Consider the following 20,596-nt stretch of genomic DNA (forward strand, 5'->3'; position numbering starts at 1 on the left):
GGGGCAGGGGGAGATGGCCAAGCGCGAGCGTGTCATGAGGATGTCGGTCGAGCAGCCGCTGTGGCGTGCGCTCACCGCCTACCGGGTGCTCACGATGCTGTACGCGGTCGGCCTGTTCGCCACCGCCTACGACGAGTTCGTCCGCCCCTGGGTCGCCGTCGCCTACTACGCCGTGCTGTGCGGCTGGACCCTGGCCACCCTGCCCCGGGTCGCGAACGCCGCCCGCTGCACCAAGCGGTTCCTCGCCGCCGACCTCACCATCGCCGTCACCGGCATCCTGCTCACGACCGTCGCCGACGCGCACGAGCGGGTCCAGGCCGGCGGCCCGACCCTGCCGTCGATATGGACCGCCGGTTCCGTCCTGGCCTTCGCCATCAAGGGCGGCTGGCGCTGGGCGGCCCTCGCCTCCTCCCTGGTGGCCGTCGCCAACTTGGTCGAGCGCGGCAGCCCGGCCCGCGACACCGTCCACAACGTCATCCTGGTCTGCATCGCCTCCGTCGCCATCGGCTACGTCGTCGAGGTCGCCCGAGCCTCCGAGCGCACCCTCGCCCGCGCCCTGGAGATCGAGGCCGCGACGCGCGAGCGGGAGCGCCTCGCCCGGGACATCCACGACAGCGTGCTCCAGGTGCTGGCGATGGTGCAGCGCCGCGGGGCCGTGATCGGGGGAGAGGCGGCCGAGCTGGGCCGGATGGCCGGCGAGCAGGAGGTCGCGCTGCGCACCCTCGTCTCCGGCGGGCTCGTCCCGGTGTCGAGGGTCTCGGAGGACGCCGCCGAGGGCGCCCTCGTCCGGGCCGTCGAGGAGGAGCCGGAGCCGGGCGGCCCCGTCGACCTGCGCGCCCTGCTCGCGCCGTACGCGGGCGCCCTGGTCAGCCTCGCCGAGCCCGGCGCGCCCGTGCCGCTGGCCCCGGCCGCCGCCCGGGAGGTGGCCGCCGCCGTCGGAGCGGCCCTGGACAACGTCCGCCGCCACGCCGGTGAGGACGCCCGCGCGTGGATCCTGGTCGAGGACGAGCCGGACGAGGTGATCGTCACCGTCCGGGACGACGGACCCGGCATCCCGGAGGGGCGGCTCGTCCAGGCCGAGGGCGAGGGACGGCTCGGCGTCGCCCTGTCGATCCGCGGCCGGCTGCGCGACCTGGGCGGCAGTGCGGAACTGATCTCGGTGCCCGGCCAGGGCACGGAGGTCGAGCTGAAGGTACCGAAGGACGTGGCGGACACACGGGGGAAGGCGGAGCAGCGATGACGGAGACCAGCGGAGACCGGCAGGGCCCGATCAAGGTCATGGTCGTCGACGACCACCCCATGTGGCGCGACGCCGTCGCCCGCGACCTCGCCGAGTCGGGCTTCGAGGTCGTCGCCACCGCCGGCGACGGCGACCAGGCCGTACGCCGCGCCAAGGCGGCCGCACCCGACGTCCTCGTGCTCGACCTGAACCTGCCCGCCAAGCCCGGCGTCCAGGTCTGCAAGGAGGTAGTCGCCGCGAACCCCGCCCTGCGCGTCCTCGTGCTGTCCGCGAGCGGTGAGCACGCCGACGTCCTGGAGGCCGTGAAGTCCGGCGCGACCGGCTATCTGCTCAAGTCCGCCTCCACCGGGGAACTCCAGGACGCGGTCCGCCGCACGGCCGTCGGCGACCCGGTCTTCACCCCCGGCCTCGCCGGACTGGTCCTCGGCGAGTACCGCCGCCTGGCCTCCGAACCGGGCCCCGCCCCCGACACCGACGAACCCAAGGCGCCGCGGCTCACCGACCGCGAGACCGAGGTGCTGCGCCTGGTCGCCAAGGGCCTGAGCTACAAGCAGATCGCCGAACGCCTGGTCATCTCCCACCGCACGGTGCAGAACCACGTCCAGAACACCCTCGGCAAGCTCCAGTTGCACAACCGCGTGGAACTCGTCAGGTACGCGATAGAGCGCGGCCTCGACGACGAGTGAGGCGCACGTCACACTGACCCTTCGTCAGGCACCTGCGGCGAAGGGACTGTTCCATGCGCGTCGGAGTACTGACCGGAGGCGGCGACTGCCCCGGCCTCAACGCCGTCATCCGGGCCATCGTCCGCAAGGGCGTGCAGGAGTACGGCTATGACTTCACCGGCTTCCGGGACGGCTGGCGAGGACCCATGGAGGGCGACACCGTCCGTCTCGACATCCCCGCCGTGCGCGGCATCCTGCCTCGCGGCGGCACCATTCTCGGCTCCTCGCGGACCAACCCGCTGAAAGTGGAGAACGGCATCCGCCGGATCAAGGAGACCCTCGCCGGTCTCGAGGTCGAGGCGCTCATCGCCATCGGCGGCGAGGACACCCTGGGCGTGGCCGCCCGGCTGTCCGACGAGCACGGCGTGCCCTGCGTGGGCGTACCCAAGACGATCGACAACGACCTGTCCGCCACCGACTACACCTTCGGCTTCGACACCGCCGTCGGCATCGCGACCGAGGCCATCGACCGGCTGCACACCACCGCCGAGTCCCACATGCGCGTCCTGGTCGTCGAGGTGATGGGCCGGCACGCCGGCTGGATCGCCCTCCACTCGGGCCTGGCCGGCGGCGCCAACGTCATCCTCATCCCCGAGCAGCGCTTCGACGTCGAGCAGGTGTGCACCTGGGTGACCTCCCGCTTCCGGGCGTCGTACGCGCCGATCGTCGTCGTCGCCGAGGGAGCCATGCCGAAGGACGGCGAGATGGTCCTCAAGGACCAGTCGCTGGACTCCTTCGGGCACGTCCGGCTGTCCGGGGTCGGGGAGTGGCTCGCCAAGGAGATCGAGAAGCGCACGGGCAAGGAGGCCCGCACGACCGTCCTCGGGCATGTCCAGCGCGGCGGCACCCCCAGCGCCTTCGACCGCTGGCTCGCCACCCGCTTCGGGCTGCATGCCATCGACTGCGTCCGCGACCGCGACTTCGGCCGGATGGTCGCCCTGCGCGGCACGGACATCGTCCGCGTCCCCATCGCGGACGCCACGGCCCGCCTGAAGACGGTGGACCCGGCGCTGTACGAGGAGGTCGGGGTGTTCTTCGGCTGACCGGGACGCGGGTGTCCGGGGGCGACAGCCCCCGGACGGCTACACGGTCGTGTTGCGCAACCGACCCATCAACTCCCGCACGACAGCGGTGCCGTTCAGCGTCAGGATCGACTCCGGGTGGAACTGCACACCGGCGAACCCCGGCCCCCGCACGGCATGCACATCCCCGCCCGCCGCCCTGCTGACCTCGACACCGTGCGCCGCCAGCTCCTCCGCCGCCTCGTCGTCGCAACGCGCCACGAAGCTGTTGTAGAAGCCGACGGTCTCCCGCCGCCCGAACAGATCGATCTCCGTCTGCGCCCCCTGGTACGGCACGTCCTTGCGCACGATGTCCAGCCCCAGCTCGGCCGCGATCAGCTCGTGCCCGAGGCAGACGCCGAGCACGCCGTGGTTCTCGCCGCGGATCACCTCGGTGGTCAGCGAGCGCAGGAACCGCATCTTCGGATCGGTGAGATCGGCCGGGTCCCCGGGCCCCGGGCCGAGCACGACGGGCCCCTCGTGCGCGAGCACCGCCTCCCGGAGCCCGTCCTCGTCGTACCGCCGGACGGACACCTCGAGGCCGCCCGACCGCAGCACATGCGCGAGCATCGCCGTGAAGGTGTCCTCGGCGTCGACGACCAGGGCGTGTCCGGTGAGCCTCTCGGACTGCTCCTGCATCCGCAGCCAGAAGGGCGCGAGCGACGCCCGGCGTCCGTCGAGCGCGGCACGCACCCGGGGGTCGTCGGCCAGCCGGGGCCGCGCGGACTCCTCGCGCGGCCTTCCCGGCCGTACGCCCAGCGCCGCCAGCACACCCGCCGCCTTGGCGTGTGTCTCGGCCACCTCGCCCGCCGGGTCCGAGCCGCGCACGAGGGTCGCGCCGACCGGCACCCGCAGATGCCCGCCCGCGTCGATGTCGGCGGTGCGGATCAGGATGGGGGAGTCGAGGGTCTGGGACCCGCCCGGATCCCGGCCGATCAGGGCCAGCGCCCCGGCGTAGTACCCGCGCCCGCCGCTCTCGTGCCGCTCGATCACCCGGCAGGCGTTCTGCACCGGCGAGCCGGTGACGGTCGCCGCGAACATGGTCTCCTTCAGCACCTCCCGCACGTCCAGCGAGGAGCGGCCGCGCAGTTCGTACTCGGTGTGCGCGAGGTGCGCCATCTCCTTCAGCCGGGGCCCGACCACGACCCCGCCCATGTCGCCGACGGTGCACATCATCTTGAGCTCCTCGTCGACGACCATCGACAGCTCCTCGGTCTCCTTGCCGTCGGCGAGGAAGCCGAGCAGGTGCTCGGGGGTGGGCCCCTCGGCGGGGTAGCGGTAGGTGCCGCTGATCGGGTTCATGACGACCGTGCCGCCGGACATCCGCACATGCACCTCGGGGCTGGCCCCGACCAGCGTGCGGTCCCCGGTGTGCACGACGAACGTCCAGTAGGCACCCCGCTCGCCCTCCAGCAGCCGCCGGAACAGCGCCAGCGCGTCGGCCCGCCCGAACCCCGGGATCTCGCCCTCGTACGTCCGCCGGATCACGAAGTTCGCGCCCTCGCCCCGCCCGATCTCCTCGCGCAGCACCCGTCCGACGATCTCGCCGTACTCCTCGTCGGCGACATCGAAGCCGCCGTCCTCGACGCGCACCTCGTGCGCCGGGAGCTGCTCCAGGGCTTCGGCCAGCGGAACGCCGTACGACTCCTCGGGCGTGAGGGCCAGCAGGGGCGTGCCGTCGTCGCGGACGTCGAAGCCGCGCTCACGGATCTGCCGGAAGGGCACCAGAGCGAGGCTCCGGTCGGGCAGGTCGGCGAGGCGGTCGTGCGGGGCGACCGGGCCGACCAGGACCTCGACCAGTTCCTGGTCGTGGCCCGGGGTGCGGCGGCGCAGCAGGGCGAACGGACGGGGGTCGTCCAGCAAGCCGAGCAGGTTCATGGGTCCGTACTCCATCTCGGTGAGAGAGGAACGGACCCCGGGAAACGCCGAAGGCCGCCCCTCGGGCGGCCTTCGCGAAGTCTTGAGTACGCGCAGTCAGCGGGCCGCCGGATGAGCGGTCCACCACCAGGTCTGGGTCGAATGCGCGAACATGCGACGCACCCTACCCCACGTCCGAGGAGCGTACGCCGTGTCTCACTTGCTGGGCATGGGTCAGGACGCCCGACACGACCCCGTAATGTTGAGGTCGTGACCGTGAACGCTAAGACCAGCGCGAGTGCTGGCAACACCTGGCGAAACCTGCCCGCGGCGCAGCAGCCCGAGTACCCCGACACCGAGGCTCTGCGCGCAGTCGTTGCGGAGCTGGAGTCGTATCCGCCGCTCGTCTTCGCGGGCGAGTGCGACCAGCTGCGCGCCCGGATGGCGTCCGTCGCCAAGGGAGAGGCGTTCCTCCTCCAGGGCGGCGACTGCGCCGAGGCCTTCGACGCGGTGTCCGCCGACCACATCCGCAACAAGCTGAAGACGCTGCTCCAGATGGGCGCCGTGCTCACGTACGCCGCGTCGGTGCCGGTCGTGAAGGTCGGCCGGATCGCCGGCCAGTACTCCAAGCCGCGCTCCAAGCCGACCGAGACCCGCGACGGCGTGACGCTGCCGACGTACCGCGGCGACTCCGTCAACGGCTTCGACTTCACCGAGGCCGCGCGCGTCCCGGACCCCGAGCGCCTGAAGCGGATGTACCACGCCTCCGCCTCCACGCTGAACCTGGTGCGCGCCTTCACCACCGGCGGTTACGCCGACCTGCGCCAGGTGCACGCCTGGAACCAGGACTTCGTGCGGTCGTCCCCGTCGGGTCAGCGCTACGAGCAGCTGGCGCGCGAGATCGACAACGCGCTGAACTTCATGCACGCCTGCGGGACCGACCCGGAGGAGTTCAAGACGGTCGAGTTCTACGCCTCGCACGAGGCGCTGCTGCTCGATTACGAGTCGGCGCTGACCAGGGTCGACTCGCGCACGGGACAGCTGTACGACGTCTCCGGGCACATGGTGTGGATCGGTGAGCGCACCCGGCAGCTGGATCACGCGCACATCGAGTTCGCCTCGAAGATCCGCAACCCGATCGGCATCAAGCTGGGTCCGACGACGACGGCCGAGGACGCGCTCCAGTACATCGACCGTCTCGACCCGGACCGCGAGCCGGGCCGGCTGACCTTCATCGTCCGCATGGGCGCCGACAAGGTCCGCGACAAGCTCCCCGAGCTGGTCGAGAAGGTCACCGCCTCCGGTGCCACCGTCGCCTGGATCACCGACCCGATGCACGGCAACACCTACGAGGCGGCCTCCGGGCACAAGACCCGCCGCTTCGACGACGTGCTCGACGAGGTCAAGGGCTTCTTCGAGGTCCACAAGGCCCTCGGCACCCACCCGGGCGGCATCCACGTGGAGCTCACCGGCGACGACGTCACCGAGTGCGTGGGCGGCGGCGACGAGATCTTCGTCGACGACCTGCACCAGCGCTACGAGACGGCCTGCGACCCGCGGCTCAACCGCAGCCAGTCGCTCGACCTGGCGTTCCTCGTGGCCGAGATGTACAGGGACCAGTAACGGGTCCGCCTGTTACCGGAGCATGGACTGGGGCGCGGATCACACGATCCGCGCCCCTCTCCACTTTTCCGCTCCGGACCCGGCGGGTAAGGTTAGGTTAGCCTCACCGATCATCGGGGACGGCGCATCCGAGAACGACCCGTCGGGAGGTGAACCGCGTGTACGTCTGCAGTTGCTTCGGGATCACCGAGCAGCAGGTCAAGCAGCACGCGGACGGCGGCGCCTGTACTCCCCGCCAGATAGCCTCCGCCTGCAAGGCGGGCACGGACTGCGGGTCCTGTGTGCGCCGTATCCAGGCGATCCTGGGCAGGGGAGCCTGCCCTCGCCGCGACCTGGCCGACCAGGGCCGGCCGGTGCTCTCGGACCTCGAAGACGCCGCCTGACCCCGGCTAGCTCGGCTGCTCGATCTGCTGCGCGATGTACAGCGCCTCGCCGAGCTTCTCGATCAGCTCCAGCTGCGTGTCCAGGTAGTCGATGTGGTGCTCCTCGTCCTCGAGGATCGACTCGAAGAGATTCGCGGACGTGATGTCGCCCTTGGTGCGCATCACCTCGATGCCGCGCTTGAGCCGGTCGATCGCCTCGACCTCGACCTGCCGGTCCGCCTGGAACATCTCGGTGACCGTCTGGCCGACCCGTACGTGGAAAAGTCGCTGGTAGTTCGGCAGGCCGTCCAGCATGAGGATGCGCTCGGTGATCTTGTCCGCGTGCTTCATCTCATCGATGGACTCTTCACGCGTGTACTTGGCGAGCTTGGTCCAGCCTTTGTTGTCCTGGATCCGGTAGTGCAGCCAGTACTGGTTGATCGCCGTCAGCTCGCCGGTCAACTGCTCGTTGAGGAATTCGAGGACCTCGGGGTCGCCCTGCATCGCAGAGGCTCCTTCCACGCGGGGGAACTGGCAGGTTGCGCCGCATGATTCCACTGGTGAAGAAGATCGTCCAGTAAGTCTCCACTTAGTAAGTAAGGGCATGCTTAGCTGAGTTTGTCCCGTTTCTGAAGTGGGCCCGGTCAGGGGCATCACCCGGGGTCTGTCAGGATGGAGTCATGGGTCAGCCGCTGGAACACGAATCGGGAGAAGGGCGCGATCCAGCAGGAGCGACGCAGCCCGACCTGCCCCCGGGACAGCGGTTGCAACGCGGCTGGCCGGTCACGCACTACGGCCCCGTCCCCAAGTTCCGGCCCGAGCGCTGGGAGTTCCGGGTCTTCGGCGCCACCGCCGACGGCGGCAAGCACTGCTGGACCCACGAGGAGTTCACGGCCCTGCCCCACACCACCGTCGTGGCCGATCTGCACTGCGTCACGAAGTTCAGCATGCTGGGCGCCGAGTGGGGCGGAATCCCCGCGCGCACGCTCCTCGACCTGGCCCCGCCCGCGGACGACGTCACCCACGTGATGGTGTGGGCCGAGTACGGATTCAGCTCCAACCTCCGGCTCTCCGACTTCACCGGCGATCAGGTCCTCTTCGCCACCCACAAGGACGGTGAGCTGCTCACCGCCGAGCACGGTTTCCCCCTGCGCCTGATCGTTCCCCACCTCTACGCCTGGAAGGGCCCCAAGTGGGTGCGCGGTGTGGAGTACATGACCGCCGACCGGCGTGGGTTCTGGGAGGAGCGGGGCTACCACAACATCGGCGACCCCTGGCAGGAGCAGCGCTACTCGTACCAGGAGCTGCCGGGGGACGGGCCCGACCTCTGACGGACCAGCCGTCGCCGACGGACTCCGTCGCGAGGGGCGGGCTCAGCCGTCGCGCAGCTTCTTCAGCCGCTCCACGTCGGCCGCGTGCCCCTGCTTGCCGCCCGGCGTCTCGATGATCAGCGGCACGCCCTCGGTCGCGGGGTGCGTCATCAGGGCCCGGAACGGGTCCTCGCCGATGTGGCCGACGCCGATGTTCTCGTGCCGGTCCTTGTGGGCGCCCACCACGTCCTTGGAGTCGTTGGCGTGGATCAGCTTCAGCCGGCCCTCGCCGACCGTGTCCACCAGCAGGTCCAGCGTCTGGTGCATGCCGGCGGGGCCGGTCAGGTCGTGCCCGGCCGCGAAGATGTGGCAGGTGTCCAGGCACACGCCGAGCATCGGGTGGGCGTCCAGCGCCTCGAAGTACGGGCCGAAGTCCCACGTCCGCGAGCACAGGGAGGCGCCCTGGCCCGCGGTCGACTCCAGCAGCAGGAACGGGTCGTCGTGGGTCAGCTCGTCCAGCAGCGGCAGCAGGTGTTCGCGCACCTGCTTCAGCGCCACCGACCGCTCCCGGCCGCCCGTCGCGCTGCCGGTGTGCACGACCACGCCCAGCGCCCCGATCTCCCGTCCGCGGCGCAGCGAGTGCCGCAACGACTCCACCGACCGCTCCACGGTCGCCTCGGTGTGCGAGCCGAAGTTGATCAGGTAGGGAGCGTGCACATAGGCCGGTACCGACTCGGCCGCGCAGGCGGCGCGGAACGCCTCGTCCTGCTTGGGGTTTCCGGTCGGCGTGGCCCAGCCGCGCGGATTGGCGACGAAGACCTGGACGGCCTCCGCCTCCAGGTCACGGGCGTACGACAGGCCTACGGAATGGAGCCCACCGGCCACGGGGACGTGGCCGCCCACCGGGTTGCGGGAGGCGCCGGACAGCTGACTGTTCACCCGTTCAGGGTGTCATGCGTCCGGCCCCGCCCCGTCCACGGGCTCCCGCCCGCCGTCATCACCTGATCTTGATGGTGATCGTCGAGCCCTTGGGCGCGGTCTGGCCACCCTCGACGGACTGGCTCTTGACCTCGTCGCCGAAGATGCCGAGCAGCCCGCGGTCCTCGTCGACCTCGAACCCGGCGCCCTCCAGCGCCTGCCTGGCGTCGTCGACGCTGTCGCCGACCACGTCCGGGACCTCGATCATCTCGGGGCCCTTGGACAGCGTCAGCGTCACGGTGTCGCCCTCGGCCGCCGGGCCGCCGGACGCCGGCGACTGGCGGACGACCTGGCCCTTGTCGTACTCGGAGGAGGTGACCCGCTCGGTGGCGATCTTCACCTTGAGGCCGGCCTCCGTCAGCTCGGACCTCGCGTCGGCTTCGTCCGAGCCGGTGACGTCGGGGATGTCGATGCGGGCGCCCTTGCTGACGACCAGCGCGACACCCGTGCCCGCGCGCACCTTCGTGCCGTCCGCCGGGCGCGCGGTGATCACCGAGCCGCGCGGCACGTCCTCGCTGAACTCCCGGGTGACCATGCCCGGCTCCAGCCCGTCCTCCTTCAGCAGGCTCCGCGCCTTGTCCAGCTTCCGGCCGGCCAGGGCGGGCACCCGCACGGTCTCGGGGCCGTCGGAGACGGTGATGCCCACCGCGTCGTTGCCGCGGATGCGCGTCCCGGCCTTCGGGTCGCTGCTGATGATCTGGCCGCGCTCCACGGTGTCGCTGTAGGCGTGCTTCACCTTGCCGAGCTCGAGACCGGCGTCCTGCAGCCGGTCCTCGGCCTGTTCCTGGGTCTTCGCCAGCAGCGGGGGGACCTCGGTGAACTGGCCGGAGTTGATGTACCAGATGCCGGCGCCGAGGCCGAGCACGAGCAGGACGGCGACGACGATCGCCGCCGGGCCGCGCCGGGAGCCCGAGCGGCGCCGGGTCGGCGGGGGCGGCGGCGGGGACGCGAAGCGGCTGGTGCGGTCGAGGTCGGCCCCGGAGGCCTCGTCGTCCTCGTTGACCGGCAGCGGGCGCGGCGTGGTCAGGGCGCGCGGGATCACCGTCGTCCGGTCGTCGCCGTTGTCGTGGTCCACCGCGAGTGCCTGCGGCGGCACCGCGTCCAGCTGCTCCTCGCTCAGCCGGCCGCGTCCGTCACGGACCTGCGCGAGCAGCGCCACCGCGTCGTACGGGCGGACGGCCGGGGTGCGGGCCGTCGCCGAGGCGACCATCTCGTCCAGCTCGTACGCCATGCCGGGCACGGAGGCCGAGGGCGGGGGCACGTCCTCGTGCAGGTGCTTGTAGAGGATCACGGCGGGGGAGTCCCCGTCGTGCGGCTTGTCGCCGGTCAGCATCTCGTACAGCATCACGCCGCAGGCGTACACGTCGACGCGGGGATCGGCGGTGCCGTCCTCTATCTGCTCCGGGGCGAGGTACGAGACCGTGCCGAGGACGGTGCCGGTGGTGTTCGTCACCGTGTCCACGGCCCGGACGAGCCCGAAGTCGGCGACCTTCACCCGCCCGTCGTCCCCTATCAGGACGTTCTCGGGCTTCATGTCGCGGTGCACGAACCCGGCGCGGTGCGCGGCGCCCAGCGCGGCCAGCACCGGCTCCAGGATGTCCAGCGCGGCCCGCGGCTGCAGGGCCCCGCGCTCGCGCAGCACGTCCCGCAGGGTGCAGCCCGCCACGTACTCCATCGCCAGGTACACGTACGAGCCGTCGTTGCCCTGGTCGAAGACCTGCACCACGTTCGGGTGGGCCAGCCGGGCCACGGACTTCGCCTCGCGGATGAACCGCTCGACGAACGAGGCGTCGACCGCGAGCGAGGGGTGCATCACCTTGAGCGCGAGGACCCGGTCGAGCCGGGTGTCCACGGCCCGGTAGACCGTGGCCATCCCGCCGACCGCGATCCGCGAATCGATGCGATACCGGCCGTCGAGCACCTGCCCGACCAAGGGGTCCTGAAGGGTCGTGTCCACGCAGGCGAGTGTACGAGCCGACACCGACAGCTCTCCCGCCCCGCCCGTTTTCGGGGCGCGACTGCAGCCGACCTGTGACGTCTGGACGGGCCCCTACCGGAAAGCGGGTCGCTCCGGGTCCAGGGCGGCCATACCCTCGCCCGGCGACGACGCCTGCGCGAAATGCCGCCGAGGGATACGCCCGGCCCGATGGGCCAGCCGTCCCGCCTCCACGGCATGCCGCATCGCGTCGGCCATCAGCACCGGCTCCTGCGCCCGCGTCACCGCCGAGGCGAGCATCACACCCGCGCACCCCAGCTCCATCGCCAGTGCCGCGTCCGAGGCCGTACCCGCGCCCGCGTCCAGGATCACCGGCACGCGCGCGTGCTCCACGATCAGCTGGAAGTTGTGCGGGTTGCGGATCCCCAGCCCGGAGCCGATCGGTGAACCCAGCGGCATGATCGCCGCGCAGCCCACGTCCTCCAGCTTCCGGGCCAGCACCGGGTCGTCGTTGGTGTACGGCAGCACTGTGAACCCGTCGTCGACCAGGGTCTCGGCCGCCTCCAGCGTCTCGATCGGGTCCGGCAGCAGCGTGCGCTCGTCGGCGATGACCTCCAGTTTGACCAGGTCGGTGCCGAGGGCCTCGCGCGCGAGACGGGCCGTGAGGACGGCCTCGCCGGCGGTGAAGCAGCCCGCCGTGTTGGGCAGTACCCGGATGCCCAGCCGGTCCAGGACGGACAGCACCGAGCCGTGCACCGAGGCGTTCACCCGGCGCATCGCGACGGTCGTCAGCTCTGTCCCCGAGGCGACGAGCGACCGCTCCAGCACATCCAGGCTGGGTGCCCCGCCCGTGCCCATGATCAGGCGGGAGGTGAACGACGTACCACCGAGGGAGAACGGATCGTCGGCCATGGTCAGCCTCCTTGGACGGCGGTGAGGACTTCCACGCGGTCTCCCTCGGCCAGGGGCGTGGCGGGCCACTGCGTGCGCGGGACGACGGTTTCGTTGAGGGCGGCGGCCACGCCCGAGGGCGAGGCGGTGAGCGACCTCACGACGGTGTCGAGAGCCGTGCCGGGCCGGACGTCCCGGGGCTCCCCGTTGACGGAGATGTTCATGCGGGCTGCTCCGAGAGTGCGGTGGCGGGACTGAAGCGCTTCGGGGTGAAGGGGCGTGCCTCCTCGGGGAGTTCGCCCGTCGCCAGGACGTGTGCCATGGCGTCGCCGGTCACGGGTGTGAGCAGGACGCCGTTGCGGTAGTGGCCGGTGGCCAGCAGCAGCCCTTCCAGACCGGTCGGGCCCAGCAGCGGCGCGTTGTCGGGGGAGCCGGGCCGCAGACCGGCCCGGGTCTCGGTGAGCGGCAGCTCGGTGATGCCCGGGACCAGCTCGTGCGCGTCCCGCAGCAGCTCGTACACGCCGCCCGCGGTCACGGTGGTGTCCCAGCCCAGCTCCTCGCTGGTCGCCCCGACGACGAGCTCGCCGCTCGCGCGCGGCACCAGGTAGACGTGGCTGCCGCGCACGACCGCGCGCACGGTCCGGCTCAGGAACGGCCCGTGCCGTCGCGGCATGGTCAGCCGCAGGACCTGCCCCTTCACCGGCCGCACGGGAGGCAGCACGTCCTGCGGGATGCCCGCGAGCCGCCCGCTGAGACTGCCTCCGGCGAGCACCACCTGCCCGGCGGCCACCTCGGTCCCGTCGGCCAGGACGACACCCGTGGCCCGGTCCCGGACGACGGTCAGCCGCTCCGCCCACGTCCGGTGGAAGACCACGCCCGCCCGCTCGCACGCGGCGACCAGCGCCCCGGCCAGCCGTCGCGGGTCGATCTGGTGATCGCCGTCGACCCGCAGCCCGCCGCGCACGCCCGGCGCGAGCATCGGCTCCAGGCGCCGGCACTCGCGCCCCGACAGCCACTGCGACTCCAGCCCCGACTGCTGCTGCAGGGCGTGCAGTTCGCGCAGGTGGGCCCGGTCGTCGGCGTCCAGGGCCACGGCGAGCGTGCCGCAGCGGCGGTAGCCGAGGTCCTGGCCGGTCAGCTCGGTGAGCTCGGCGGCGAAGTCCGGGTAGCGACGGGCCGAGGCGAGATTCAGGCCGAGCAGGGTCTGCTCGCCGTAGTGCAGTTCCGTGACGGCGGCCAGCATGCCGGCCGCGACCTGTGCGGCTCCGCCGCCGGGCTCGGGGTCCACGAGGGCGGTGGTGAACCCGCGTTGCGCGGACCGCCAGGCCGTGACCAGGCCGATGATCCCGCCCCCGATGACCAGGACGTCTGACGACGCGGGTGTGGATGTGGATGTGGACGTAGGCGACATGGGCGTCCAGCCCCTCCCTTCGCCGGCATGACCCGGATCAGGTTCGTACGGTCGGAGGCCGCCAGCCTCCCTCTCAGCCCGGTGCGTCCGGGCTCCCGCGAGTGCTTTACGTTGGCCACCCTAGCCCGATGCCGTATCCCGCAGTAAGGGAGCCTTCGTCCATGGCCCGATCCCTCGACGGTCTCGTCCTCGCCCCGGTCGCCGACCAGGCACCCGGTCAGGTGGGCACCCGCACCCGGTTCACGTACCACGAGCGGCAGGGCGAGATCTGGGCCGAGTACACGGGCGGCGACGTCGTACGCGGGCATCTCGTGGGTACCCGGAGGGGTGACCGGCTGGACTTCCGGTACGTCCAGCTCAAGCGGGACGGCACCACCTCCTCGGGGCACTGCGTCTCGACGGTCGTGGAGCTGCCCGACGGGCGGGTGCGGCTGGAGGAGACCTGGGAGTGGGAGTCCCAGCGGGGCGACGGTACGAGCGTTGTGGAGCAGGTCACGGCGCATGAGCACTGACTGACAATTCGTCAGGTGTCTATGGTGATCAGGTGAGCGAGCAGACGCAGCAACCAGGTTCGTCCGCGCCGCGGCGCGTCGTCGTGGCGGGCGCGGGCATGGCCGGGGTGCAGACCGCCGTCGCCCTGCGCGAGCAGGGATTCGCCGGGGACGTGATCCTGATCGGCGCCGAGCCCCACCAGCCCTACGACCGGCCCCCGTTGTCCAAGGCCGTCCTGCTCGGCAAGTCAGAGGGCTCCGCCTTCGACGTCGACTTCGAAGCCCTCGGCATCGAACTGCGGCTCGGCTGCGAGGTACTGGGCCTGCGCCCCGCCGACCACGAGCTCGACACCGAGGACGGGCCCGTGCCCTACGACGTCCTGGTGGTCGCGACCGGCGCCGAACCGGTCCGGCTGCCGGGCGCGGAGGGCGTGCCCGGCGTGCATCTGCTGCGCACCCTGGACGACGCCGAGCGGCTGCGGCCGGTGCTGGCCCGCCGGCACGACATCGTGGTCGTCGGCGCGGGCTGGATCGGCGCGGAGTTCGCCACGGCCGCCCGCGAGGCGGGCTGTGCGGTGACCGTCGTCGAGGCCGCCGAACGGCCGCTCGCCGGGGCACTGCCCGCCGAGGTCGCCGCCCCGATGGCCGGCTGGTACGCCGACGCGGGCGCGGTCCTGCGCACGCACGCGCGTGTGGCGCACGTGGAGCCCGGTGCCGTTTTCCTCGACGACGGCTCGCGGCTGCCCGCGGACGCGGTCGTCGTCGGCATCGGCGCCCGCCCCGCCACGGCCTGGCTGGCCGGCTCCGGGATCGAGCTGGGCACCCAGGGCGAGATCGTGGCCGACGAGCATCTGCGCTCCACCGCTGCGGACGTGTACGCGGTCGGCGACTGTGCCTCCTTCCCCTCCGGGCGCTACGGCGAGCGTCTGCTCGTCCACCACTGGGACAACGCCCTCCAGGGGCCGCGCACGGTGGCCCTGAACATCGTCGGCCGGGCCGCGGGGGAGGCGCCGGCGGTGTACGACCCGGTGCCGTACTTCTGGTCCGAGCAGTTCGGGCGGTTCGTCCAGTACGCCGGGCACCACGCGGACGCGGACACGACCCTGTGGCGGGGCGACCCCTCCGGACCGGCCTGGACGGTGTGCTGGCTGCGCGGGGAGCGGCTGGTCGCGCTGCTGGCGGTCGGCCGGCCCCGGGATCTGGCGCAGGGCCGCCGCCTGATCGAGTCGGGCGTCCCGATGAACCCGGTGCTCCTGACGGATCCGGCCAGGCCCCTGAAGGCGGCCACGGCGTAGGCGCCCGGGCCGTCGCGGGGCCGCGGGGCGGCGCTGATGGGGAGGGGCGCGGCAGCCCGGCCGGACCGAGCCGACTTCCGACTGTCAGTGGTAAATGGCAGGCTGGTTTCCGTGACCGAGATTGACGCAAAGATCGATGCTCTCGTCCCCGCCTGGCTCACCCTCCCCGACATCGCCGAACAGTTCGATGTCGAGGTGACGCGTGTGCGGCAGCTGGTCAAGGACGGCCAGCTCATCGCCGTACGCCGTGGTGAGAACCGCGCGCTGCACGTCCCCGCCGCCTTCATCGACGGGGACAAGGTCGTCAAGGGCCTGTCCGGGACCCTGACGCTCCTGCGGGACGACGGCTTCACGGACGAAGAGATGCTGGAGTGGCTCTTCACCCCGGACGACAGCCTGCCCGGCACCCCCGCGCAGGCGCTCAGCGAGAACCGCGGCACGGAGGTGAAGCGCCGCGCCCAGGCGCTCGCGGTCTGACCCGGCCGCGACGGGACAACCGTCCGGTGCCGTGTGAGCGGGGCCGGACCTGAACAACCGCCCGATGTGGGGCCGTGGCCCGCGAGGTCACGGCCCGGGGGTGACTCGCGCCCGTTCCGGCCGGGTGGGGAGACGTAAGGTGCCCAAGGCGTTCGCCGAAGGGCAGAGGAGCTCCCGCGTCGCCCGCCCGGCAGCCGGGTGCTCCAGCACCCGGGAGCCGCCCGCCCGGCAGCCGAGTGCTCCGGAGCCGGGACCCACCGATCCGCGGGCGCGTCCGCACCCGCACGCCACCGACACCCTGGGGGACACGCATGACCGGCACCGCAGCCGCCACCGCACGGGCCCGGCTCGCCGACGCCCGGGTCTACCTCTGCACCGACGCGCGCAAGCGGCAGGGCGACCTCGGGGACTTCCTCGACGCCGTGCTGTCCGGCGGCGTCGACATCGTGCAGCTGCGGGACAAGGGCATGGAGGCCGGTGAGGAGCTGGAGCACCTGGCCGTCTTCGCCGACGCCTGTGCCCGGCACGGCAAGCTGCTCGCGGTCAACGACCGGGCGGACGTCGCCCACGCCGCCGGCGCCGACGTCCTGCACCTCGGCCAGGGCGACCTCCCGGTCCCCGCGGCCCGCGCGCTCCTCGGCGACGACGTCCTGATCGGCCGTTCCACCCACTCCGAGTCCGAGGCCGCCGCGGCCGCCGTCCAGCCGGGCGTGGACTACTTCTGCACCGGCCCGTGCTGGCCGACCCCCACCAAGCCCGGCCGCCACGCCCCCGGCCTGGGCCTCGTCCGGTACACGGCCGCCCTCGGCACCGACCGCCCCTGGTTCGCCATCGGCGGCATCGACCTCGGCACCCTCGACCAGGTGCTCGAAGCGGGCGCCCGGCGCGTGGTCGTCGTACGGGCGATCACCGAGGCAGACGACCCGGGGGCCGCGGCGGCCGAGTTCGCGAAGCGGCTGCGGGAGGCGTAGTTACGACGGTTTGTCCAAGGGATGGACAACGAGAGGACAATTCGGGCAAATGTCGGCCCCCGGTTGGGGGACCGACCACCCCTGGCTAACCTGCCGGTATGGCCCTCGGCACCGCATCCATCAGGTCGGACCACGCTCGCACCGTCCGCGACATGCTCGCGGCCGGCAAGACGACGTACTCGTTCGAGTTCTACGCCCCCAAGACCCCGAAGGGCGAGCGGAACCTGTGGAACGCGCTGCGCCGGGTCGAGGCCGTGGCGCCCGACTTCGTCTCCGTCACCTATGGCGCGGGCGGTTCCACCCGCGCCGGCACGGTCAAGGCGACCGAGGCGATCGCCTCCGACACCACCCTCACCCCGATCGCCCACCTCACCGCGGTCGACCACTCGGTGGCCGACCTGCGCAACATCATCGGCCAGTACGCCGACGCCGGGATCCGCAACATGCTCGCCCTGCGCGGCGACCCGCCCGGCGACCCGATGGGCGACTGGGTGCCGCACCCCCGGGGCCTGGCCTACGCCGCCGAACTCGTCGAGCTGATCAAGGCCTCCGGCGACTTCTGCGTGGGCGTCGCCGCCTTCCCGGCGATGCACCCGCGCTCCGCCGACTGGGACGCCGACGTGCGCCACTTCGTCGACAAGTGCCGGGCGGGCGCGGACTACGCCATCACGCAGATGTTCTTCCAGCCGGAGGACTACCTCCGGCTGCGCGACCGGGTCTCGGCCGCCGGCTGTGACACCCCGATCATTCCCGAGGTCATGCCGATCGCGAGCGTGAAGACGCTGGAGCGGATCGGGTCGCTCACCAACGCCGCGTTCCCGCCTGCCCTGAAAGAGCGGATCCTCACAGCAAAAGACGATCCGGCCGCAGTACGCTCCATTGGGATCGAATTCGCCACGGAGTTCTGTGCGCGGCTGCTCGCCGAGGGTGTGCCCGGCTTGCACTTCATCACGCTCAACAACTCCACCGCGACACTCGAGATCTACGAGAACCTGGGCCTGCACCACTCACCGCAGGCCTAGACCGTTCGCACCGGTATACGACACACTGCGTAACGGCCACTGGGAGAGGGGCGTACATGGGCTGGGCGGTCCTCTACATCGCGTTCGGCATCGTCGCGCTGTGGCTGCTGGGCGAGGTGCTGTTGCAGTACAAGGCGCGGCTGCGCTGGCGCCTGCTGGCCTTCGTCGGGTTCCTCGGTGTCGTCGTCGGTGTCCTGATCCCGTCGGTCGTCGTGATCGGACTGGGCGCGGCCGCCTTCGCGGTCGGGCAGACGTACGTCACCCTGTCGTTCCGCAGCGGCTTCGCGGCCGGCTGGGCGATGAACGCGCCCGCGCTGGGCGGCAGCAAGCGCCGCCGCGGTGAGCGCGGCCGGCAGGAGCCGACCCTCGAGGTCTCCGGCCTGGAGGCCGAGGGCGGCTACGACGACGAGGCCGGCGCCTACCGCCGCGACCCCGCCGCCTACGGCCAGGACGACGACTACGACCGCGACGACGTCTTCACCCCCGCCCGCCCCGCCCACGACCCGACGTCCGCCGAGAGCACGGCCGTCTACGAGCCGCAGCCCATGCCCGACGACACCGGCTCCTACGGCGTCTACGACAACAACGGGTACCAGGCCGCAAGCCAGCAGGCCCACGACCAGTACGCGGCCCAGGCGGCCGACCAGTCGTACTCCTACGACTACTCCGGCTACGGCCAGCAGCAGGGCTACGACGCCACGGGCCAGCAGCAGTACGCCGCCTACTCCGACCCGTACATCGGCTCCTCGAACTACGGCCAGGGCTCCTACGACACCACGTACGGCGACCAGCAGTACTACGCCCAGCAGGGCTACACCCAGGACCAGTACACCGGCACCTACGGCGGCGAGACCCCGCCCGGCGGGGTGTGGGTCCCGCAGCAGCGCAACACCGACGAGTACGGGCAGGAACTGCCGCCGGAGCAGCCGTACCCGTACCAGGGCGGCGGGCAGCAGCAGCAGCAGGGGAACGGCTTCGACGAGCAGTACCGTTTCTGAAGCCCGAACTCCGCCGGGGCGGCGCGCTCACTGAGAGCCGCGGAACTCCGGCCCCTCCACGATCAGTCCCGCGACCAGCGCGCCCGACATGCCCGCGTGCGGCAGTCCGCCGCCGGGGTGGGTCCAGCCGCCCACGGTGAACAGACCGGGCACCCGCGTGCTGTTGGACGGGTGCAGCAGTCGTCCGCCGGCCGCCGCCAGGGCCGGCACGGGCACCGCCCCGCCCTCCGCGCCCGTCGCGTCCGCGATGTCGGCCGGGGTGCGCACCTCGTGCCACAGGAGGCGGTCTCGCAGGCCGGGGACGGCCCGCTCGGCGACGGTGATCACATGGTCGGTGAGGTCGTCGCCGGACCGGTCGAGCCGGGCGGGCACCACCGTCGTCAGGGTGACCGACTCGTGGTCCTCCGGGGCGAGCCGCGGGTCGCCGGGCCGCAGAACCGTGACCGTGGGATGCGGGTCCCGCGCCGCCGTGCCGAAGAGGGCGTCCAGCTCCGCGTCACGGTCGCGCGCATGGACCACCGTGCGGTGTGCCGTGCCCTCGGGGCGGGCGCCGCGCAGGGCGAGCAGCACGGTCAGCCGGCTGGCCGCGGCAGGCTGGGGCGGCACCTCGCCGTCGCCCCGCACCGGGGTCCCCTCCGTCAACCGGTCCAGGACGCCCGGCGCGACACCGGCCACCACGAAGTCCGCCTCCGCGACCGACCCGTCGGCGAGTTCCACCCCCGACGCCCGGCCGTCCTTCTCCAGCACACCGGTGACGTCGGCGCCGAAGTGAAACTCGACCTTCCGGGCCAGACACCGCTCGTACACCGCCCGCGCCAGTTCGCGCAGGCCGCCGCGCACGTACCAGGTGCCGAAGGCGTGCTCCATGTACGGCAGGACGACCGCGCTCGCCGGGGTGGCCCGGGGATCCAGGCCGTGGCCGAGGGCGTGACTCTCCAGGAGCGCCGTGAGCCGGGGGTCGCGCAGCTCCCAGGCGCCGATCTCGGCGAGGGTGGCGGCCCGGCGGGTGCGCAGCAGCCGCTTGTGGGGCACCGACGGGTAGGGCTCACGCTCGGCCAGCACCTGCCAGTTCGGCCACAGGGGCTCCTCCAGCAGTGGCCGGCGGGTCCGGTCCCAGGCCTCGCGGGCCCGGACCAGGAAGTCGCCCCAGCGCTTCCCGGCGTCCGCGCCCAGCGCCTCGTCCAGGGCGGCCACGACGCCCGCGCGTGAGGCGTTCGGCAGCGACACCTGCGTGCCGTCCGCGAACACGTGCCGGGACGACGGGTCGACCTGGACCAGCTCGACGCAGGACTCCAGCGGCTCTTTGCCCGTCTTGACGAACAGGTCGCGGTAGACGGCCGGCAGCGGCAGCAGGCCGGGGCCCGTGTCGAAGGAGAACCCCTCGCGCTCGAAGCGGCGCAGTGCTCCGCCGTATGTGTCCGTCCGCTCGTACACCGCCACCCGGTGGCCCGCCACGGCCAGCCGGGCGGCAGCCGTCAGCGCGCCCATCCCTGCGCCGATCACCGCAATCCGTGCCATGCCGGCGACTTTATCGGCCGCCACCGACAACCCTTGCCCGCGGCCTCGCGAGTACGGGCGCGGAGGCGAACGTGACCAGGCGGCGGCGGAGCGCCCTGAGGCCCCGTGCGCAGGACTGAGTACGCGTACCTAGCCGGGGAGTTGAGTACGCGCGCGGATGGGGGACGACCTGCGCGGACGAGAGAGTGGAGGCACGGAGAGGGGCACGGCTCCGGCACCGGCGACACGGGGCGCCGGAACGGAGCCGGCCCACGATCCGCTCCTTCCGCCGGCGGTGTCGGCGGGAGCGAGGCACGGGGGAAACCGGGGGACGACCGAACGGGGGTCGTGCGGGGGGACGCACGGGGGAGCACGGAAGGCGCCGGTTCGAGGTGGCCCGCGGGGGACGCGGCCACATCGGACCGGCGCTTTCACATGTGCGGCGCGGGTT

Annotated in this window: 21 protein-coding genes and 1 riboswitch; of the genes, 12 read left to right on the forward strand and 9 right to left on the reverse strand. The window is 72.2% G+C overall.

What is annotated here, in order from left to right; translation table 11 throughout:
* The first annotated feature begins 13 nt into the window (after positions 1-13).
* The 3 genes from macS to IE153_RS11735 are packed head-to-tail and all read left to right on the forward strand — an operon-like array spanning position 14 to position 3,008.
* Positions 14-1,240 carry a MacS family sensor histidine kinase gene (gene macS / locus IE153_RS11725; RefSeq protein WP_189589664.1) on the forward strand — a complete coding sequence of 409 codons (1,227 nt, stop codon included), beginning with the start codon at positions 14-16 and terminating at the stop codon, positions 1,238-1,240.
* Entirely contained in the window at positions 1,237-1,926 is a 690-nt protein-coding gene (locus tag IE153_RS11730) for a response regulator (RefSeq protein ID WP_189589665.1), read from the forward strand. Before macS ends, IE153_RS11730 begins: the two co-directional genes overlap by 4 nt.
* 53 nt (positions 1,927-1,979) lie before the next feature.
* Positions 1,980-3,008, forward strand: coding sequence for a 6-phosphofructokinase (locus IE153_RS11735; protein WP_189589666.1), 1,029 nt, complete (start codon positions 1,980-1,982; stop codon positions 3,006-3,008).
* A 39-nt stretch (positions 3,009-3,047) separates the two neighbouring features.
* Here the strand turns inward: IE153_RS11735 and IE153_RS11740 are convergent, their stop codons facing one another.
* Positions 3,048-4,904, reverse strand: a complete 1,857-nt coding sequence (locus IE153_RS11740; RefSeq protein WP_308432155.1) for an anthranilate synthase family protein — start codon at positions 4,902-4,904, stop codon at positions 3,048-3,050.
* Between the two features lie 96 nt (positions 4,905-5,000).
* Positions 5,001-5,057, reverse strand: coding sequence for a trp operon leader peptide (locus tag IE153_RS42720; RefSeq protein ID WP_078625594.1), 57 nt, complete (start codon positions 5,055-5,057; stop codon positions 5,001-5,003).
* Positions 5,058-5,153: 96 nt separating this feature from the next.
* On the opposite strand from IE153_RS42720, the gene IE153_RS11750 reads away from it, so the two are divergent.
* Together IE153_RS11750 and IE153_RS11755 are read left to right on the forward strand one after the other, a co-directional pair.
* Positions 5,154-6,506, forward strand: a complete 1,353-nt coding sequence (locus tag IE153_RS11750) for a class II 3-deoxy-7-phosphoheptulonate synthase (RefSeq protein ID WP_189589668.1) — start codon at positions 5,154-5,156, stop codon at positions 6,504-6,506.
* A gap of 158 nt (positions 6,507-6,664) precedes the next feature.
* Positions 6,665-6,889: a (2Fe-2S)-binding protein gene (locus tag IE153_RS11755; RefSeq protein ID WP_185010252.1), complete on the forward strand. Its 225-nt coding sequence runs from the start codon at positions 6,665-6,667 to the stop codon at positions 6,887-6,889.
* Positions 6,890-6,895: 6 nt separating this feature from the next.
* Here IE153_RS11755 and bfr read toward each other — a convergent pair whose 3' ends face one another.
* Positions 6,896-7,372 carry a bacterioferritin gene (bfr, locus tag IE153_RS11760; RefSeq protein ID WP_031107638.1) on the reverse strand — a complete coding sequence of 159 codons (477 nt, stop codon included), beginning with the start codon at positions 7,370-7,372 and terminating at the stop codon, positions 6,896-6,898.
* A gap of 176 nt (positions 7,373-7,548) precedes the next feature.
* On the opposite strand from bfr, the gene IE153_RS11765 reads away from it, so the two are divergent.
* Positions 7,549-8,199: a sulfite oxidase-like oxidoreductase gene (locus tag IE153_RS11765; protein ID WP_189589669.1), complete on the forward strand. Its 651-nt coding sequence runs from the start codon at positions 7,549-7,551 to the stop codon at positions 8,197-8,199.
* Between the two features lie 42 nt (positions 8,200-8,241).
* On the opposite strand, the gene IE153_RS11770 is transcribed toward IE153_RS11765, so the two are convergent.
* The 5 genes from IE153_RS11770 to thiO form a co-directional block, all read right to left on the reverse strand.
* Positions 8,242-9,117, reverse strand: coding sequence for a deoxyribonuclease IV (locus IE153_RS11770; RefSeq protein ID WP_189589670.1), 876 nt, complete (start codon positions 9,115-9,117; stop codon positions 8,242-8,244).
* A 58-nt stretch (positions 9,118-9,175) separates the two neighbouring features.
* Positions 9,176-11,113: a Stk1 family PASTA domain-containing Ser/Thr kinase gene (gene pknB, locus IE153_RS11775; protein WP_189589671.1), complete on the reverse strand. Its 1,938-nt coding sequence runs from the start codon at positions 11,111-11,113 to the stop codon at positions 9,176-9,178.
* 93 nt (positions 11,114-11,206) lie between these two features.
* Positions 11,207-12,004: a thiazole synthase gene (locus tag IE153_RS11780; protein WP_189589672.1), complete on the reverse strand. Its 798-nt coding sequence runs from the start codon at positions 12,002-12,004 to the stop codon at positions 11,207-11,209.
* Between the two features lie 2 nt (positions 12,005-12,006).
* Positions 12,007-12,207, reverse strand: a complete 201-nt coding sequence (thiS, locus tag IE153_RS11785; RefSeq protein WP_189589673.1) for a sulfur carrier protein ThiS — start codon at positions 12,205-12,207, stop codon at positions 12,007-12,009.
* On the reverse strand, positions 12,204-13,394 hold the full coding sequence (gene thiO, locus IE153_RS11790) for a glycine oxidase ThiO (protein WP_189589674.1): 1,191 nt from the start codon (positions 13,392-13,394) through the stop codon (positions 12,204-12,206). The genes thiS and thiO overlap by 4 nt, the downstream gene beginning before the upstream one ends.
* A riboswitch (TPP riboswitch) is annotated at positions 13,392-13,503 on the reverse strand. It overlaps the preceding gene by 3 nt.
* A 52-nt stretch (positions 13,504-13,555) precedes the next feature.
* Between thiO and IE153_RS11795 the strand changes: the two genes are divergently transcribed.
* The 6 genes from IE153_RS11795 (at position 13,556) to IE153_RS11820 (ending at position 18,648) form a co-directional block, all read left to right on the forward strand.
* Positions 13,556-13,906 (forward strand): avidin-fold protein, encoded by a 351-nt coding sequence (locus IE153_RS11795; protein ID WP_189589675.1) that lies wholly within the window; start codon positions 13,556-13,558, stop codon positions 13,904-13,906.
* A 32-nt stretch (positions 13,907-13,938) separates the two neighbouring features.
* The gene (locus tag IE153_RS11800) at positions 13,939-15,180 is read left to right on the forward strand and encodes an NAD(P)/FAD-dependent oxidoreductase (RefSeq protein WP_189589676.1); all 1,242 of its coding nucleotides are present in this window, start codon (positions 13,939-13,941) and stop codon (positions 15,178-15,180) included.
* Positions 15,181-15,291: 111 nt separating this feature from the next.
* Complete coding sequence (locus IE153_RS11805; RefSeq protein ID WP_189589677.1) at positions 15,292-15,657, forward strand: Rv2175c family DNA-binding protein; 366 nt, start codon at positions 15,292-15,294, stop codon at positions 15,655-15,657.
* 311 nt (positions 15,658-15,968) lie between these two features.
* Entirely contained in the window at positions 15,969-16,628 is a 660-nt protein-coding gene (gene thiE, locus IE153_RS11810) for a thiamine phosphate synthase (RefSeq protein WP_189589678.1), read from the forward strand.
* A gap of 98 nt (positions 16,629-16,726) precedes the next feature.
* Complete coding sequence (gene metF / locus IE153_RS11815) at positions 16,727-17,650, forward strand: methylenetetrahydrofolate reductase [NAD(P)H] (RefSeq protein ID WP_031111288.1); 924 nt, start codon at positions 16,727-16,729, stop codon at positions 17,648-17,650.
* Positions 17,651-17,706: 56 nt separating this feature from the next.
* On the forward strand, positions 17,707-18,648 hold the full coding sequence (locus tag IE153_RS11820) for an SCO2102 family sporulation regulator (protein WP_189589679.1): 942 nt from the start codon (positions 17,707-17,709) through the stop codon (positions 18,646-18,648).
* 27 nt (positions 18,649-18,675) lie between these two features.
* Here the strand turns inward: IE153_RS11820 and IE153_RS11825 are convergent, their stop codons facing one another.
* Positions 18,676-20,166 carry a phytoene desaturase family protein gene (locus IE153_RS11825; protein ID WP_189589680.1) on the reverse strand — a complete coding sequence of 497 codons (1,491 nt, stop codon included), beginning with the start codon at positions 20,164-20,166 and terminating at the stop codon, positions 18,676-18,678.
* Positions 20,167-20,596: the final 430 nt, after the last annotated feature.

Origin of the sequence: Streptomyces massasporeus (assembly GCF_014648995.1) — a bacterium.
GTDB lineage: Bacteria > Actinomycetota > Actinomycetes > Streptomycetales > Streptomycetaceae > Streptomyces > Streptomyces massasporeus.